This is a genomic window from Promicromonospora sp. CA-289599, from assembly GCF_050936155.1.
Taxonomy (GTDB): domain Bacteria; phylum Actinomycetota; class Actinomycetes; order Actinomycetales; family Cellulomonadaceae; genus Promicromonospora.
On record NZ_JBNJNI010000001.1, the window covers coordinates 796638 to 812718 of the forward strand.

A 16081-nucleotide genomic window follows, 5' to 3' on the forward strand; every position below is an offset into this window, starting at 1 on the left:
GGGTGGGGGGTGGCGCTACGGACGGCCGGGTCAGTACTGGCTCTTCTTCTCCCAGTCGGAGTCGAAGACGCCACCGTCGGCGACGGTGAGGTACTCCCGGTAGGAGACCGCCAGCAGAGTCTTCGGTACCTCCCGCACCGGGAGACGGCCCTGGTCACCCCAAGTTCCGGTGCGGCGGAACACGAGCTCCCTGACGGCGGCGGTGATGTTCTCCTCCGGCAGGTACGCACCGGTGAACACGATCTCGACGGTGAGTCCGAGCGTCGAGTACTCCTTGCAGTAGGCGCCGAACCAGCCGGCGTCCTCCGCCTGCGACCTGACGTACCCGAGCTTGGTCGCCCGGCCGCGGATCGTGAACGAGTCGCTGAGCCAACCCTCGCGGGTATGGATCGCTCGCGCGCCGTCCGGCACGTCGGGCAGCAGGTCGGCGGCCGACGACGCCTCTGCGCCAAGGCCCTGGTCGAACAACGGCGTGAGCTCGTAGTCGGCGAGGTGCGCCTGCCAGGCCGGCGTGCCCCGCTGCGCGTCGTCCCCGAGTGTCACAGCGTGCACCAGCGAGATCCGTGCGTCCTCCGGCAGGGCGACGTCCTCGTCATCGACGCCGATCAGCGCGCCACCGTCCCCGGGACGAAACGTCACCGCGCCGTCCGCACCGGGCGCCTCGGCCGCCCACACCAGCCGCGCGGCGAGGCGCCACATCAGAGGGTGTCCGAGCACGAACTCACGCCAGTCGGCGAAGCTCCACGTGCGGCCCGTGGCCATGGCCTCGGCGAAGCGCTGGGTCTGGAGCGCCACCACCGCCTTCAGCTCGGCCCGCGACTCCTTGAGCTGGCGCTTCGCCTCCGCGTAGGTCTCGCCGTCGTCCGACACGCGCTGGGCGGGCAATGCCTTGACGACCTTGCCGTCCGAGTTGCGCAGCTCCAGCGTGAAGGTCTCGGTGATCCGCCCGGTGACCACGCGTTCGCCGTCGGATCCCCCGAGGTCCAGGCGCAAGATGCCGTCGTCGTCGAACCCGGCGGTCTGCACCGTGCGGTCGGCGAGCTGCTCCGCGTCCCAGCCGTTGCGTTCCGCGATGTCCTGGGCGAGGGCGGTCGCGGTCTCCTGGACGGTGCGCTGCTTGAAGCGGCGCGAGACCGCGAGGAGCTGTTGCACCGCGGCCCGGTCCCCGTTCGCGGCCAGTGTCCGGACCAGGTACTCCGCCTGCGCACGCCGCCCCTTGTGGGCGGAGAAGTAGTACTGGGCCGTCTTGGCGAGCTCGGCGCCCGGCATACCGACCGTGAGCGCGAGCAGCCCCTTCTCCTGAGTGGCCGAACCCAGGTAGGTGGCCTGGTGCTGCTTGTAGAGCATCGCCCAGAAGTCCTCGACTGGACGGCCTGCCTGGTCGCCGTAGTACTCGGGGTACCGCTTGATCAGCGCCTGCACGGCGGCCCACCGCTGCTGGGCGTGCTGGTCGGCGTGCGCACGGGACTCCTCGACCGAGGGACCACGGGTGTCCCGAGCGATCCAGGCCCGCAGCACGAACGAGCCGAGCGCGGCCCGGGACGGCGCGTCCAGCAGCCCGACGTACCGAGCGATCAGCCCCTCGCCGCTGGGCACCTTGAGCTTGGTAGCGAGCACCAGCCACCAGCGGACGACGTCGCGCGGGACGACGTCGCCCCGGCCTTCTGTACCGTCCTGACCGGCGGTAGCGGCCGCCCAGTACACCTCGGGCAGCTGGTCGAACGGGAACCAGTCGAGGCTCGCCGGCATCTTGCCCGCCAGGCCCTCGGCGGCCTCGGCCCGAAGAATCTCCGGGGCGAGGTCGGCGGAGAGGTCGTCCCCAAGAGCCTCCAGCGCAGACAGCAGCGAGGCACGCGCTGCCTCGCGGCGCTCCTTCTTCAGCGCGGCACGCAACGTCGGCACCGCCGCAGGATCGCCGATACGAGCAAGCCACGTGGCGGCAGAGGAGCGGATCTCCGCCTTGGCGTCGCCGAGCGCCTGCTCGGCCAGAGAGCGAGCGCCGGGATGCGCCTCCAGCACCTCTTGCGCAGCGCGGCGGTGGGTCTTGCCTGCGCCGAGGGCGAGCGCCGTCACGCTCGGTAGCAGGAGCGGCGGGACGGCGGGAAACTCCCGGAGGACGGCCAGTGCCCTAGCGGTCCGGTCGGCCCCGCCCTCGCTACCCTGCAGGGCCCGTTCCAGCACCTGCGGCCGCTCCGCGAACCAGGGCCACGCGACCGTCGTCGAGATCTCCTGGCGCCCCCACCAGCGGTCGAGCACGAGATCGGCGACAAGGCCCTCCGGGGCCTCGACTCCTGCCCGCCGCAGTCCCTCGTCGAGCTGACGCAGATCGGTGAGCTCGTGCAGATGACCCTGGAGACTCCAGAGGAGCCCGGGGCCGTGACCACGGCCGAGGTGAGGCGGTACGTGCAGACGGATGCGCAGCATCAGGCCCAGGCCGGTGAACGGGTCGCGGCGGCGTTCCGTGAGCCAGCGGATCAGCGGCGAGGACTGGTACAGCTGCACGCTCTCGCGCGCCTTCCCCTTCCCGCCGGACGGCTTCTTCCCGGCAGACTCGTCGCCGGCCGGCTTCGCCCCGGACAGCAGTGCCGGGAGCAGCTCGTACTCCTTGTCGGTGATCTTTCGCAGTCGGGCGAGGTCGTCCCGGGCAGCCTTGAGCGCCCAGCTCTTCGAGTCCCCGTGCGAGTGTTTCTTCATCTCTTCGAGGTGGGCGCGCGCCTCGGTGGTCGCGGCCTCGACGGCTGCCCGCACCTGCTCGAGGACCGCGGCGTCCACCGCGACGTCCGGCAGCGGCTCCCACGCCGGAAGCTCGACCGCGCTGGCCTCGGCCGGCGTCTCCAGCGCGCGGGACCGTTCGATCGCATGGTCGAGCAGGGTGGCACGCGCGTTCTGGCCGCGGGCAACCTTTCCGTTCGCGTCACGCAAGGGTGCGAGCGCAGCCTCGCACGCCCCGATCCCGCCCTCCAGCGCGGCCAGCCGGACCGTGGCCTCGGTGAGCCTGCGTGACGGTGCGGTCGTCAGGTGCGGTGCGAGGAGCGCCACCTGGCGGGCGTCCGAAAGACCGGCGAGGTGCTCGAGCGCCGCGGTCCGGACGCCCTGGGCCGGGTCGACGGCGAGCCGGGCGACGATGCGTGCGAAGTCGTCCGACCCGATTTGCTTGCCGATCCCGGTGAGCGCCTCGCCCTTGCCCGCGGCGTTCAGGCTCTCGACGACGTCGGCGAGCACCGCGACATGCCGTGCGGCGTACTCGTCGAACCCGGGCGTACCCATGATCTCCAGCCGCACGTCCTTGTGCCAGGAAGGCCCCTTCCCGACCCGGTGCAGGATCGTCAGCAGGACGGTGCGCACGGCGTGGTCGGCGGGCACGCCGCCCCAGACGGCAGCTTTCTCGGACTCGTCCGGTGTCCAGCGCAGCGCAGCGCCTCCGAAGTCCGAGCGCTTGCTCGTCGGTGAGCCCAGGTACGCGGTGTCGTGCACGAGCAGCGAGAACCAGTCGGGCACTCCTGGCACGTCGACCGTCTCGCAGACCTGCGCCAGCAGGCGAGCCAGCCGCACGACCACCTCGACGGAGCCGTCAGCATAGACGCGCCGCCGTGCCGTGATGCCCTTCGCCTTCGTCCAGTGCTTGTGCGCGGCGGCCACCTGCTTCGCGAGGTCCGGCGAGACCCAGCTGGTGTACGGGTTGGCACGTCCGGGCTCGTAGAGCAGTCGGTCGATGTCCTCGGTGGCCGCTGCGGCCAGGCCGGTGAGCACCTCCGGCGTCGTGCCGTGCAGCACGTAGCCGACCGCATCGTCGTACACACCGGTGCTCAGCAACCTCAGGGGGGCCAGCGCATCCCACGTCGCTCGCACCATCTCGCTGCCGTTCTTGGCCCGGTCCGCCAATTCCTGGAGCATCTCTCGTCCCTCACCCAGCCGTCGGTCACGAGGGCAGAGCTCGCCCCTGTGACGCGCCGTCATCACAGCGCGCGCCAAAAGGTAGCGGTGACCACTGACAGTGAGGCCGCCGACCAGCACGGGCGCCGCGACCCGGGCGCCCGTGCTGGTCCACCCCCCTACGGCACCAACCGGTGCAGGTCCCTCGGGAACGGCGTCACCTCGCGGACGTTGGCCGCCCCGACGAGGCGTGCCACCCAGCGCTCCAGGCCGATCGCGAACCCGCCGTGCGGCGGCATCCCGTGCCGGAACGCCGCCAGGTACGACGCGTAGGCGGCCGGGTTCTCACCGCGGGCCTCGAGCGCGGCGACATAGTCGGCATACCGGTGCAGCCGCTGCCCGCCCGTGACGAGCTCGAGGCCACGGAACAGCAGGTCGAAGCTGTTGCTCCACCGCTCGCCGCCCAGCTCCGGATGCGTGTAGAACGGCCGCTTGACCATGGGATAGCCCTCGACCGCGACGAAGTCGGACCCGTGCTCGGCCAGGGCCCACTCCCCCAGCGCCCGCTCGTGCTCGGGCGCCAGGTCTGGCTCGTCCATCGGGGCCCCGACCAGCGCGAGCGCGTCCGCGAAGTGCAGCACCGGGATCTCCGCGGGGATCTCGGGCACCTCGATGCCCAGCCGTTCGGCAGCTCCCGAGCCGCGTACGGCGTCGGCCATCCCGGCGAGCACGTCACGCAGCACCGCCAGCACGTCGCGGTGGTCGCGCACGAACCCGAGCTCGACGTCGAGCGAGCGGTACTCCGCGAGGTGCCGCACCGTGTCGTGCGGTTCGGCACGGAAGACCGGGCCCACCTCGTAGACCCGCTCGAACACGCCCACCATCTGCTGCTTGTAGAACTGGGGCGACTGGGCCAGGTACGCGGGCCGCCCGAAGTAGTCCACGGGGAACACGTTCGCGCCCGACTCGGTGGCCGTCCCGACGAGCTTCGGCGTGCAGATCTCGGTGAACCCCGCCGCGTCCAGCGTCGCCCGGAAGCCGCGCAGGCTCGCCGCCGCGACCTCCCACCGCGCCTTCTGCGCGGGGTGCCGCCAGGTGACGGCCGCGTGGTCGAGCATCGTCGGCAGCGCGGCGGTGAGCGCCGGCCGCCACAGCTCGACGGGCGGGGTCTCCGCTGCGTCGGTGAGCGGTGCGATCACGGGCTCCGTGACCTCCACCCCACCCGGGGCCTGCGGGTTCGCGGTGACCGTTCCGGTCACCTCCACGGTGGTCTCCTCCGGCGGCACCTCCAGCTCCTGCCCGACGCCGGTCCGCACCACGACCTGGGCGAGGCCGGTGCGGTCCCGCAGCACGAGGAACGTCACGGTCGCGAGCTGACGGCGGCGGTGGACCCAGCCCTGCAACCGCACCGTCGAACCCGGCGGGGCGGCGGACAGGTCGCGGGCCAGCGTACGAGCCGGCGCGTCCGTGGACGGGGCTGCCGCGGACAGGGCTTGCGAAGGTGGTCTCATCAGTCCTCCAGAGAGCGAAGGCCCTGGAGGAGCGGGCGGGGGCTAGGTCGCGGTGCCACCACTCCTTCGCCGGGAGACCCCGGCCTCTCGTCGGTCCGCCGTACGCGCGGGCGGTGCGCCTGCCCGGAAACCCGGGCCGAGGTTCGTCACGCCTCACGCTCGCCACCCAGAGGGTATGCCCGACGCCGCCCGCATCGCCACACGTTTCAGACCGCCGTCCGTCCCACGATTCGACGAGAAGTTAGGTTCACCTAACCGGAGTTGCTATGCTCGCGATGTGATGACAGTTTGTCAGCACGTTTCCGTCCTGTCGGAGGAGATCCTGTGAGCCTGCCCGTCGAGGAAGAACTCCCCCTGTCCGCCCTGCTGCGTCAGAGCACGCGCGACGAGCACGACGCTGCCAACTCCGAGCAGTTCATCGAGCAGCTCATGTCCGGGGCGCTGACCCGGGCCGCCCACGCCGACCTCTCGGCCCAGCTCCTCGTGGTCTACGAGGCGCTGGAAGAGGCGAGCGTCGCCGTGCGCGACGACGAGCGCGGCGCCGGCCTCGTCTTCAACGAGCTCACGCGCGTCCCGGCCATCGAGCGCGACCTGGCCTACCTGTACGGGCCCGCGTGGCGCGAGGAGATCCGCGTCCTGCCGGCGACGCACCTGTACGCGGACCGCGTCCGCGAGATCGGCGGCAGCCTGCCGCACTACGCGGCGCACTCGTACACGCGCTACCTGGGTGACCTGTCGGGCGGCCAGATCGTGAAGCGCATGATGAAGCAGCACTACGGCCTGGACGAGGAAGGTCTGGCCTTCTACACGTTCCCGGACATCCCGAAGGTCAAGGTGTTCAAGGACGCCTACCGCAACGAGCTGGACCAGCTCGACCTGGACCAGGACGAGGTGGCCGCCACCGTCGCCGAGACGCACCACGCGTTCCACCTGAACCGTGCGGTGTTCACGGAGCTCGCCGAGATCCACTGCTGACCGAGTCCCCGACGAAGCTGTCAGATGCTCAGGTCATCCCGGTGACCTGGGCAGCTGACACGTTGTGATGACTCATGTCACCTGAGGAAATGCTCACACCAGGACCTGTCACGAATCGGCCGGCCAGGTGGTCGGATGAAGTATGAACACCACCGAACGTCGGATCTCAACGACAGTGCTGGTCATCGGAACGGGCGGGTCCGGCCTACGCGCCGCGATCGAGCTCGCAGAACAAGGTGTCGACGTGCTGGCCCTCGGCAAGCGGCCCCGCATGGACACCCACACCTCGCTCGCGGCGGGCGGGATCAACGCCGCACTCGGCACCATGGACGCAGAGGACTCCTGGCAGCAGCACGCCGCCGACACCATCAAGGAGAGCTACCTCCTGGCCAACCCGCACACGGCCGAGATCGTCGCGAAAGGCGCCGCACAAGGCATCGCGGACCTCGAGCGATACGGCATGGCCTTCGCCCGGGAGGACGACGGGCGCATCTCCCAGCGGTTCTTCGGCGCGCACACCTACCGCCGCACCGCGTTCGCCGGCGACTACACCGGCCTGGAGATCCAACGCTCGCTGGTCAACCGGGCGGCCCAGCTCGACATCCCGATCCTCGACTCGGTCTACGTCACCCGGATCCTGACCCGCGACGGCGCGGTGTTCGGCGCCTACGGGTTCGACCTGACCGACGGCACGCCGTACCTGATCCACGCGGACGCCGTGATCCTCGCGGCGGGCGGCCACAACCGCATCTGGCGGCGCACCTCGTCGCGTCGTGACGAGAACACCGGCGACTCGTTCCGGCTCGCCGTCGAGGCCGGCGCGCGCCTGCGCGACCCGGAGCTGGTCCAGTTCCACCCCTCGGGCATCCTCGAGCCCGAGAACGCGGCCGGCACTCTCATCTCCGAGGCGGCGCGCGGCGAGGGCGGCATCCTGACCAACGCCCTGGGCGAACGGTTCATGCAGAACTACGACCCCGAGCGGATGGAGCTCTCCACCCGCGACCGCGTCGCCCTGGCCGCGTACACGGAGATCAAGGAGGGGCGCGGCACCGAGAAGGGCGGCGTCTGGCTCGACGTCTCCCACCTGCCGCGCGAGACGATCATGACGCGCCTGCCGCGCGTCTACCAGACGATGCTCGAGCTGCAGATGCTCGACATCACCGCAGAACCCATCGAGATCGCCCCCACCGCGCACTACTCCATGGGCGGAGTGTGGGTACGACCCGAGGACCACAGCACCGAGGTCGACGGCCTCTACGCGATCGGCGAGGCGTCCAGCGGCCTGCACGGCGCCAACCGCCTCGGCGGCAACTCCCTGATCGAGCTGCTGGTGTTCGGCCGCATCGTCGGCCGTGCGGCCGCCGCCTACTCTGCCGGTCTGGAGGCACAGAACCGTTCGCACGACGCCGAGGCCGAGGCCCGCGCCGAGGTCGCCGACCTGCTGGCCGCCGACGGGCACGAGAACGTGCGTGCCCTGCAGCGCGCGGTGCGCAACACGATGACCGAGCACGCCGGCGTCGTCCGGGACGAGCAGGGGCTGGTCGCGGGCCTGCGCGAGCTGGACGAGATCGAGGTGCGCACCAAGAACGTGGGCATCCACCCGGACATCGCCGGGTTCCAGGACCTGGCGCACGCCTTCGACCTGAAGGCGTCGCTCATCGCCGCCCGAGCGACGCTGGAGGCCGCCCGCGAACGCCGCGAGACCCGCGGCTGCCACAACCGCAGCGACTACCCCGACCTGGACCCGGCGCTGCAGGTGAACCTGGTGTGGTCCCCGCGCACGGGCGTGGTCCGCGAGGATATCCCGCCCGTCCCGGACGAGATCGCCACCCTGATCCACACCGAGGAGGTCTCGACGGAAGGCAAGCTGGTCGAGTGACGACTCGTTGAGTGCTGGGTATTTGCGGCATTGTCGGGCTCAACCCCACAAATACCCAGCACTCAACGATGGCGGCGGAGCCGTGGCAGGATCGCTCGCGTGAGCGACGAGACGAAGCAGGCGACACCACCGGTGCACACGAGCGAGCGCCTCATCGCGTTCCTCGACGCCGCGATCGCCATCGCGCTGACCCTGCTCATCCTGCCGCTCATGGAGGGCGTGTCCGAGGCGTCCGCCGACGGTCAGAGCCTCGCCGAGTATGTCGAGGCGCACGCCTCGCAGCTCCTGGCCTTCGCGCTCAGCTTCGTGATGATCGCGCTGTTCTGGCGGCTGCACCACACGATGCTCCTGCCGGACACGCCGGCGAGCCGCAGCCGGACCACGCTCCAGTTCGCGTGGCTGTTCACGATCACGATCATGCCCGTGGTCACGGCGCTCACCGGCGGCCTGGAGACCGACCGGCCACTGGTCGCTTCCTACGTCGGCACCCTCGCGGCGAGCGCGTGGCTGCTGTTCGCCATCGCCGTCGTCGAACGGCGCGAGCGCGCGACGGTCGGGCTGCCGTTCACAGCCACCGTCGCGGCCGCGCCGTTGGCCCTGGCCCTGCTCTTCACACTGACCCTGCTGCTCGGCCTGATCGTGCCGTCGCACTTCTGGCTCTTCGTCATGTCGCTCACCGGTCTGCTGCGTTGGGTGCTGATCCGTCTCGGCGTCGTCGGCCGGGAGGCGGCGTCAGCGACGGACGGATCCTAGCCACCCCTCGCGCACGTCGCCGTCTGCGCCGTCCCACCAGTCGAGCACGCGCGTGCCGTAGAAGGTGAGCCACCTCGACGGCTCCCCCGGCGGGACGTCGGTCTCGAACCAGACCCGCCCCGGATGGCGTCCCTCCTGCAGCCAGGTGCCGTCCGGGCGGCGGGCGCCACGGACCACGCCGACGGCGTCGGCAAGCCTGGGATCAGGCCCGACGCCGTCGTGCAGCGCCGCCGCGCGAAAGTAGTCGAGGGCGTTGAGGACGCTGAAGCCCCACCGGAACGGGTACCCGAACCGGGTGGCCCACGGGCCGACGGGCTCGCCCGTCGAGAGCCGGTGGAGGAGCCGGCGCTCCAGGAGGTACTCCTCGCCGGCCCGGCGTGCGGCGCGCAGGTCGGCGCTGCCGCCGGCTCCTGCTCCGCTCGCGGTCTCGTAGTACAGGAGGCCCTTGAGGGAGTTGAGCGTGGAGTGGAACGACGAGCGCGTCGAGCCCTCCACCCACTCGCAGTTCCAGCCGCCGTCGGGGAGGCGGTGGTCCACGAACCACTGGGCGTTGCCGGAGACGTCGACACCCAGCCACGCCCCGTTGGCGAGCGTCCAGCTGTTGATGCAGCAGTCGACCTCGCCGTCCCAGTAGGGCAGGTCGTCGTACTCCCACCGGCTGTTCGCGGCGAGCTTCTCGGCGGTCCCGGCCAGCACCGCGGCGTCGAGACCCCAGTCGCGGAGGCTGCTGAGCGACCAGGTCGTCGCGGTCCAGGGCTGGCCCTCCTCGTCGCCCTGGTAGCCGGCCGGGAAGAAGGTGCCGCCCGCCCACTGCCCGTCGGTGTCCTGTTGCGCGAGGAGGCGGGCACCGAATCCCTCGGTGGCGACGCGTGCCCGGGTCGCCCGCCAGACGTCCTCGGGCGCGCCGGCGAGGTCGCGCTCGACCTGCCAGCGCAGCGCTGGGTCGGCGTCGAGCAACCAGGTGAGCAGCTCTGGTACGAGAGGCACGTCAGGAGGCTATCGCGAGCCGATCCGAGTCGTCAGGAAGGTCGGTCAGGAATCGAGAAGCACCCGACGGCACGCCGAACCTAACGTGGTCGGCATGGCAGACATCGACTCCGTCACCCTCGAGGTGACCGACCTCAGCTCCGCACGCTCCTTCTACGCCGCCCTCGACCTGGGCGACCGGCTCCAGCTCCGCGAGTCCGACGCACCCACCAGCGGGTTCCGCGGATTCCACCTGTCCCTCGTCTGCGCCCAGCCGGGTGACGTCAACGCCCTGTTCGACGCCGCCGTCGCCGGGGGAGCCACCGTGCTCAAGCCCGTGGTCAGGTCCATGTGGGGCCACGGCGGCGCGGTCCAGGCGCCCGACGGCACCATCTGGAAGATCGCGACGTCCGCCAAGAAGGACACCGCCCCCGTCTCCCGGAAGGCCGACCAGATAGTGCTCCTCGTCGGGGCGGACGACGTGTCGGCGAGCAAGAAGTTCTACGTCGCGCGCGGGCTGACCGTGGGCAAGAGCTTCGGCTCCTACGTCGACTTCAAGATGGGCTCCAGCCCCATCGGGTTCGGCCTGTACAAGCGGGCGGCACTGGCCAAGGACGGCGGGGTGGCGCCGGAGGGGTCCGGCTCGCACCGGATCGCGGTGAACAGCGACCTCGGCGCGTTCACCGACCCGGACGGGTTCGCGTGGGAGCCGGTGCGGGTGAGCCGGTAGCGCCGAGCGCTCCGGCCACCAGCGTGCGCAGCGCCGGGACCACCTCCTCCTCGAACCAGGGGTTCTTGGACTGCCAGCGGAAGTTGAGCGGCGACGGGTGCACCAGCGGGATGGTCGACGGCAGGTACTCGGCGTAGGCGCGCACGGTCTCGGTCAGCGTCGGCTTCGCCCGGGCGCCCAGGTAGTGCTTCTGGGCATAGCCGCCCACGAGGATGGTGAGCCGGAGTTCCGGCAGCTCGGTGAGGATCCGGCCGTGCCACAGCGCGGCGAAGTCCTTGCGCGGCGGCAGGTCGCCGGAGGCACCCTTGCCCGGGTAGTAGAAGTCCATCGGGACGAGGGCGAACCGGTCCGGGTCGTAGAACTGGGTGTCGTCGACGCCGAGCCACGAGCGCAGCCGGACGCCGCTGGCGTCGTTCCACGGCACGCCGCTCTCCTGGGCCTTGCGTCCGGGCGCCTGGCCGATGAGCGCGATCCGGGCGCCGGGCGCCGCGGAGTAGAGCGGCTCATAGCCGAGGTCCCGCGCCCAGGCGTTGGACTCGTGGGCTGCGATCTCCGCGCGGATCCGGTCGAGGTTGCTCGTCAAGGTGCGAGCCTCGGTCAGTGTCCGCCGGAGACCAGGAACGCCAGGCCGGTGGCGATGGCCCCGACGCACAGTGCCAGGCACAGGTAACCGCCAAGCCGGCGGACGGAGCCAGGAGCGACGCCGGCCCCGGCCGGCAGCGTGAGCAGCCGGAGCCCCAGCGCGAACAGTGCGGGGACGCCCGCCCCGACCAGCAGGCCGACGAGGACAACCTGCCCCAGCGCGCCCCACTCGATGATGCCGCTCATTGCGCTGCTCCCTTCCCGGAGGCGTCCGATGTCCCACCGGCCGCTGACGATCCGATCGCTCCCGCACCCACAGTGACGCTGTCGATCGCGGCGGCAGCCGCCGACGTCGTCGCGCCCGCCTCGACCGGTGCGACGTGCAGCGGGCCGGCTTCGCCGGTGGTCGCGGCGACCGCTTCGATCCCGGCCCCGCGCTCCTCGTCCCAGGCCTCGTTGACGTTGGTGTGGTCGACGGGCTTGCGGCGCGAGGCGATCCAGATGGCCGCGGCCGACGCGAGCAGGATGCCGAGCACCAACGCGCTGCCGAGCACGCCGCCGACCCCGTGCTGCACCCAGAAGCAGAGCGCGCCGATCAGGCCGGCCGCGGGCAGCGTGAGCATCCAGGCGCCGAGCATGCGGCCGGCGAGCCCCCAGCGCACCGTCGCGCCCGGCATGCCGACACCGGAGCCCAGGATCGAGCCGGTGGCGACGTGGGTGGTGGACAGCGAGAAGCCGAAGTAGCTGGACAGCATGATGACGGCCGCCGACGACGTCTCCGCCGCCATCCCCTGCCGGGTGTCGATCTCGACGAGGCCCTTGCCGAGGGCGCGGATGATGCGCCAGCCGCCGGTGTAGGTGCCGAGCGCCATGGCCAGGGCGCAGGACAGGATGACCCAGAACGGGACGCCCGAGTCCGCCGGTACGGCGCCGGCCGTGATGAGGGCGAGCAGGATGATGCCCATCGACTTCTGCGCGTCGTTGGTGCCGTGCGCCAGGGAGACCAGGGAGGCGGAGCCGACCTGGCCCCAACGGAACCCCCGCGAGGTGACGTCCTGCGGCAGCCCGCGGGTCAGCCGTGCGACGAGCCAGGTACCGGTCGCGGCGACCACGATGGCGACCACCGGGGCGATCAGTGCCGGGACCAGGACCTTCGCGAGGACGCCCTCCCACAGCACGCCGGAGCTGCCCGCGGCCGCCAGCACCGCGCCCACGACACCGCCGACCAGCGCGTGCGACGAGCTGGACGGCAGGCCGACCAGCCAGGTGAGCAGGTTCCAGACGATGCCCCCCACCAGGCCGGCGAACACGACCTCCAGGGTGATGACGTCGGCGTCGACGAGTCCCTTGGCGATGGTCGCGGCCACCGACAGCGAAAGGAACGCGCCGACCAGGTTCAGGGCCGCGGACAGCAGGACCGCCCGGCGGGGTGTCAGTGCTCGGGTGGCGATGGATGTCGCCATGGCATTGCCCGTGTCGTGGAAGCCGTTCGTGAAGTCGAAGGCGAGTGCGGTGAGCACGACCACGACGAGAAGAATCATCTCGGTCACCACACCATGGTGACGTGTGCGCAGATCACACTTGACCAGCCGGTGACGTTCAGGTGAACAGTTCGATTTTTGTTCACATGATGTTCATCTTCCGGGGTGGACGGATCGTGCTGTCCCCCGAGCGAGCTACCCGCGAATGTCCACCCTGCGGTGACTACCGCGCGCCGCCCGATCCATAGCGTTCTGGGTAGTCCGCGGCGACCGGTCCGCGGCTTCTCGAAGGAGTCATCGTGCGTCTGGTGTGGCAGCTCGTAGCCGTTCTGGCGGTCTCGTTCCTCGGCAGCCAGGGTCTGGCGCTGGTCGGGGACAACCCCTGGCTGGCGCTCGTCGTGGGGCTCGCCACGGCCGTGCTCGCCGTCCTCGTCTACGTCTGGGTGGTGCGGCGCACCGAGCACCGGGCCGTGGTGGAGGTGTCCCTGGAGGGCGCCGTACCCGGGCTCGGCTACGGCACGCTGCTCGGCATCGCGCTGTTCGCCCTGGTCATCGTCAACCTCGTCTTCCTGGGCAGCTACACGGTCCACGGCATGGGCACGACGACGGGCGCGGTGGGCCTGGTCGGCTTCATGGCGGCGGTCGCCGTGACGGAGGAGCTGATGTTCCGCGGCGTCCTGTTCCGGATCATCGAGGGGTGGACCGGCACGTGGGTCTCCCTGACGGTGACCAGTCTGCTGTTCGGCCTGGCCCACCTGGTCAACCCGAACGCCACCCTGTGGGGCGCGCTCGCCATCGCGATCGAGGCGGGCGGCATGCTCACCGCCGCGTACGTCGCCACCCGCAAGCTGTGGGTGCCGATCGGCCTGCACCTCGGCTGGAACATCGCCGGGAGCGCGATCTTCAGCACCGAGGTCTCGGGCAACAACACCCCGCAGGGTCTGCTGGACGCCTCGACGTCCGGCCCGATGCTGATCACGGGCGGCGAGTTCGGCCCGGAGGGCAGCGTCTACTCGATCGTGTTCTGCGTGCTGGCCGCCGCGGTGTTCATCCGGGTGGCGTACCGGCGCGGGCACATGGTTCCGCTGCGCCGCTCCGCCCGGGCGGACGCGGCCGTTACGCTCCCCCGGTGATCGAACTTCGGCGGGTCCCGGACCAGTGGCGTGACCGGTGGCACCGGCTCGACGTCACGGTCCGGGACCTGCCGCTCGCCCTGATGCTCGCCGGTGCGGCGTTCGTGCCGGTGCTGCGGGAGTACGGGACGCAGGTCGGCGAGGTGCCGGCCCGTCCGTTCGACGGCGTGACGATGCTGGTCATCGCGCTCCAGTGCCTCCCGCTCGCGGTGCGCCGTCGGTGGCCGGCCGTATGCGTCGCGCTGGTCTCTCTCGGCTTCGTGCTCGGACAGGTCCAGGGGTACCACTCGTTCGCGAGCAACGCGCTGGGCGTCGCGCTGGTGAGCACGGGGGCGCACCTGGCGCACCGTCGTCGGCTCACCGTCGCCGTTCTCTCCGTGGCTTACGTGGGGCTCGCGGTCACGCTCGACCGGCTGACCGGGGCCGAGCGGGTGGACGAGTACGTGACGTTCTACCTGGTGATGGCCTTCGCATGGGGTGTCGGCGCCTGGTTGCGCTCGACCCGGGCGGCCGAGGCCGAGCGTCGGCTCCGGGTCGCCGAGGAGACCCGGACCGCCGAACGCACCCGGATCGCCCGGGAGCTGCACGACGTCGTGACGCATCACGTGACCGCGATGGTCGTGCAGACCGAGGCCGCGCGGTACCTGACCGCCTCGCCCGACCGTCTCGACGAGACGCTGACCGCCGTCGGCGACACGGGCCGGCTCGCGATCAGCGACCTGCGGAACCTGCTCGACCTGCTGGACCCCGGCCACGAGGGCCCCGCCCGGAGGCAGCCGGACGGCGGGCTGGCCGCGCTCGTGGAGCAGACCCGGCGGGCCGGGCAGCCGGTGGAGCTCACCGAGCACGGCACGCCGGCGACGACGTCGGGCAGCGCAGACCGCGCCGCGCACCGCGTGGTGCAGGAGTCGCTGACGAACGCCCTCAAGCACGCCCACGGCCGCCCGACGTCGGTGACGGTGCACCACGACGACAGGGAGATCACGGTGGAGGTCAGCACCGACGGACCTGGCCCACGAGCAGGCGGACGGACCCGGAACATCTCGCCGGGCGGGAGCGGACGGGGCCTGGTCGGGTTGCACGAACGGGTCACCGCCCTGGGCGGCGAGCTCAGCGCCCAGCGGTCGGACGACGGCGGCTTCGTCGTGCTGGCCCGCATCCCGACCGGGGTCCGGCGGTGACCGCGCCGACCCGCGTGCTGGTCTGTGACGACCAGGTGCTGATCCGCACCGGGTTCGCGACGATCATCGACGCCCAGCCGGACCTCGAGGTGGTGGGCGAGTGCGGCGACGGCCGGGCCGCCGTCGACCTCGCCCGCCGACTGAGCCCCGACGTCGTCGTGATGGACGTCCGGATGCCGGTCCTCGACGGTATCGAGGCGACCCGCCTGCTGGCCGGCGCCGGGGTCGAGAATCCCGTCAAGGTGCTCGTGGTGACGACGTTCAACCTCGACGAGTACGTCTACGAGGCGCTGCGCGCCGGGGCCAGCGGGTTCCTGCTCAAGGACGCCCCGGCCGCGCAGCTGCTGAACGGCATCCGCACCGTCGCGTCGGGGGCCGCTCTGCTGGCGCCGGAGGTGACGCGGCAGCTGGTGGGCAGGTACGCGGCGCGGATCCGGCCCACCGAGAACCCTCCTGGCGACACCCCGCTGACCCCGCGCGAGCTGGAGGTGCTGCGCCTCATCGCCAACGGCCTGTCGAACGGTGAGATCGCCGCGACGCTGGTGATCAGCCAGGAGACGGTCAAGACGTACGTCTCCCGCCTCCTGGCCAAGCTCGGCCTGCGCGACCGCGTGCAGGCTGTCGTCCACGCCTACCGCAGCGGGCTGGTGACCTGATCGCCGGCGGCGTCGGGCACCGTGACTCAGCGCTCATACGGGTCGGAGACCTCGTCGTCGACCGTCGCTTCCTGATCGGCGCGGAACGCCTCCAGCGACGTGTGCGGGCCGGCCTGCGACATGGCAGCGAACTCCGCGCGCGGGACGAAGCGGCGCCGGCGGCGCAACGGGACCAGTTCAGCGATCTGATGCCCATCACGCGTGACGGTGAACGACCGCCCTGACTGGACGGCGTCCATGATCTCCTTCGACCGCGAGCGTAGATCGCGCTGGGTGATCTCTGGCTGCATGCTCATACCAACGACGGTAGTGCTGGGTGCCACACTGTGCCGCGGCGTGTGCCGTCCAACCGCCCGCTGGC

Annotated in this window: 14 protein-coding genes; 7 read left to right on the plus strand and 7 right to left on the minus strand. The window is 71.3% G+C overall.

Features of this window, described 5'->3' with window-relative positions:
• Positions 1-30: 30 nt before the first annotated feature.
• Together ACQEVI_RS03425 and aspS are read right to left on the minus strand one after the other, a co-directional pair.
• On the minus strand, positions 31-3894 hold the full coding sequence (locus ACQEVI_RS03425; protein WP_432894712.1) for a DUF4132 domain-containing protein: 3864 nt from the start codon (positions 3892-3894) through the stop codon (positions 31-33).
• 158 nt (positions 3895-4052) lie between these two features.
• Positions 4053-5384, minus strand: coding sequence for an aspartate--tRNA(Asn) ligase (gene aspS / locus ACQEVI_RS03430; RefSeq protein WP_432894714.1), 1332 nt, complete (start codon positions 5382-5384; stop codon positions 4053-4055).
• 324 nt (positions 5385-5708) lie between these two features.
• Between aspS and ACQEVI_RS03435 the strand changes: the two genes are divergently transcribed.
• The 3 genes from ACQEVI_RS03435 to ACQEVI_RS03445 all read left to right on the plus strand — a co-directional run bounded on the left by ACQEVI_RS03435 (position 5709) and on the right by ACQEVI_RS03445 (position 8991).
• Positions 5709-6359: a heme oxygenase (biliverdin-producing) gene (locus ACQEVI_RS03435; protein ID WP_432894716.1), complete on the plus strand. Its 651-nt coding sequence runs from the start codon at positions 5709-5711 to the stop codon at positions 6357-6359.
• A 142-nt stretch (positions 6360-6501) separates the two neighbouring features.
• Positions 6502-8238 carry an FAD-dependent oxidoreductase gene (locus ACQEVI_RS03440; RefSeq protein ID WP_432894718.1) on the plus strand — a complete coding sequence of 579 codons (1737 nt, stop codon included), beginning with the start codon at positions 6502-6504 and terminating at the stop codon, positions 8236-8238.
• A gap of 99 nt (positions 8239-8337) precedes the next feature.
• A complete protein-coding gene (locus tag ACQEVI_RS03445) occupies positions 8338-8991 on the plus strand; it encodes a TMEM175 family protein (RefSeq protein WP_432894720.1) in 654 nt (217 codons plus the stop codon).
• Here ACQEVI_RS03445 and ACQEVI_RS03450 read toward each other — a convergent pair.
• Entirely contained in the window at positions 8971-9978 is a 1008-nt protein-coding gene (locus ACQEVI_RS03450) for a squalene cyclase (protein WP_432894722.1), read from the minus strand. The genes ACQEVI_RS03445 and ACQEVI_RS03450 overlap by 21 nt on opposite strands.
• Before the next feature lie 94 nt (positions 9979-10072).
• Here ACQEVI_RS03450 and ACQEVI_RS03455 point away from each other — a divergent pair, with 94 nt between their 5' ends.
• Positions 10073-10687 (plus strand): VOC family protein, encoded by a 615-nt coding sequence (locus ACQEVI_RS03455; RefSeq protein ID WP_432894724.1) that lies wholly within the window; start codon positions 10073-10075, stop codon positions 10685-10687.
• Here ACQEVI_RS03455 and ACQEVI_RS03460 read toward each other — a convergent pair.
• The 3 genes from ACQEVI_RS03460 to ACQEVI_RS03470 are packed head-to-tail and all read right to left on the minus strand — an operon-like array spanning position 10638 to position 12810.
• On the minus strand, positions 10638-11270 hold the full coding sequence (locus ACQEVI_RS03460) for a uracil-DNA glycosylase family protein (RefSeq protein ID WP_432894726.1): 633 nt from the start codon (positions 11268-11270) through the stop codon (positions 10638-10640). The two genes, ACQEVI_RS03455 and ACQEVI_RS03460, sit on opposite strands and share 50 nt — an antisense overlap.
• Positions 11271-11284: 14 nt before the next feature.
• Entirely contained in the window at positions 11285-11515 is a 231-nt protein-coding gene (locus tag ACQEVI_RS03465) for a hypothetical protein (RefSeq protein WP_432894728.1), read from the minus strand.
• On the minus strand, positions 11512-12810 hold the full coding sequence (locus ACQEVI_RS03470; RefSeq protein ID WP_432905782.1) for an anion permease: 1299 nt from the start codon (positions 12808-12810) through the stop codon (positions 11512-11514). Before ACQEVI_RS03470 ends, ACQEVI_RS03465 begins: the two co-directional genes overlap by 4 nt.
• 239 nt (positions 12811-13049) lie before the next feature.
• On the opposite strand from ACQEVI_RS03470, the gene ACQEVI_RS03475 reads away from it, so the two are divergent.
• The 3 genes from ACQEVI_RS03475 to ACQEVI_RS03485 are packed head-to-tail and all read left to right on the plus strand — an operon-like array spanning position 13050 to position 15720.
• Positions 13050-13883, plus strand: coding sequence for a lysostaphin resistance A-like protein (locus ACQEVI_RS03475; RefSeq protein ID WP_432894730.1), 834 nt, complete (start codon positions 13050-13052; stop codon positions 13881-13883).
• Complete coding sequence (locus ACQEVI_RS03480) at positions 13880-15064, plus strand: sensor histidine kinase (protein ID WP_432894732.1); 1185 nt, start codon at positions 13880-13882, stop codon at positions 15062-15064. The genes ACQEVI_RS03475 and ACQEVI_RS03480 overlap by 4 nt, the downstream gene beginning before the upstream one ends.
• Complete coding sequence (locus ACQEVI_RS03485) at positions 15061-15720, plus strand: response regulator (protein WP_432894734.1); 660 nt, start codon at positions 15061-15063, stop codon at positions 15718-15720. The genes ACQEVI_RS03480 and ACQEVI_RS03485 overlap by 4 nt, the downstream gene beginning before the upstream one ends.
• A 26-nt stretch (positions 15721-15746) precedes the next feature.
• On the opposite strand, the gene ACQEVI_RS03490 is transcribed toward ACQEVI_RS03485, so the two are convergent.
• Complete coding sequence (locus ACQEVI_RS03490) at positions 15747-16016, minus strand: type II toxin-antitoxin system prevent-host-death family antitoxin (protein WP_432894736.1); 270 nt, start codon at positions 16014-16016, stop codon at positions 15747-15749.
• Positions 16017-16081: the final 65 nt, after the last annotated feature.

Bases quoted from the DNA above. Each gene is read 5' to 3' on its own strand.
- ACQEVI_RS03425 (WP_432894712.1), bottom strand. From the start codon at position 3,894: ATGCTCCAGGAATTGGCGGACCGGGCCAAGAACGGCAGCGAGATGGTG.
- aspS (WP_432894714.1), bottom strand. From the start codon at position 5,384: ATGAGACCACCTTCGCAAGCCCTGTCCGCGGCAGCCCCGTCCACGGAC.
- ACQEVI_RS03440 (WP_432894718.1), top strand. From the start codon at position 6,502: ATGAACACCACCGAACGTCGGATCTCAACGACAGTGCTGGTCATCGGA.
- ACQEVI_RS03455 (WP_432894724.1), top strand. From the start codon at position 10,073: ATGGCAGACATCGACTCCGTCACCCTCGAGGTGACCGACCTCAGCTCC.
- ACQEVI_RS03465 (WP_432894728.1), bottom strand. From the start codon at position 11,515: ATGAGCGGCATCATCGAGTGGGGCGCGCTGGGGCAGGTTGTCCTCGTC.
- ACQEVI_RS03470 (WP_432905782.1), bottom strand. From the start codon at position 12,810: ATGATTCTTCTCGTCGTGGTCGTGCTCACCGCACTCGCCTTCGACTTC.
- ACQEVI_RS03490 (WP_432894736.1), bottom strand. From the start codon at position 16,016: ATGAGCATGCAGCCAGAGATCACCCAGCGCGATCTACGCTCGCGGTCG.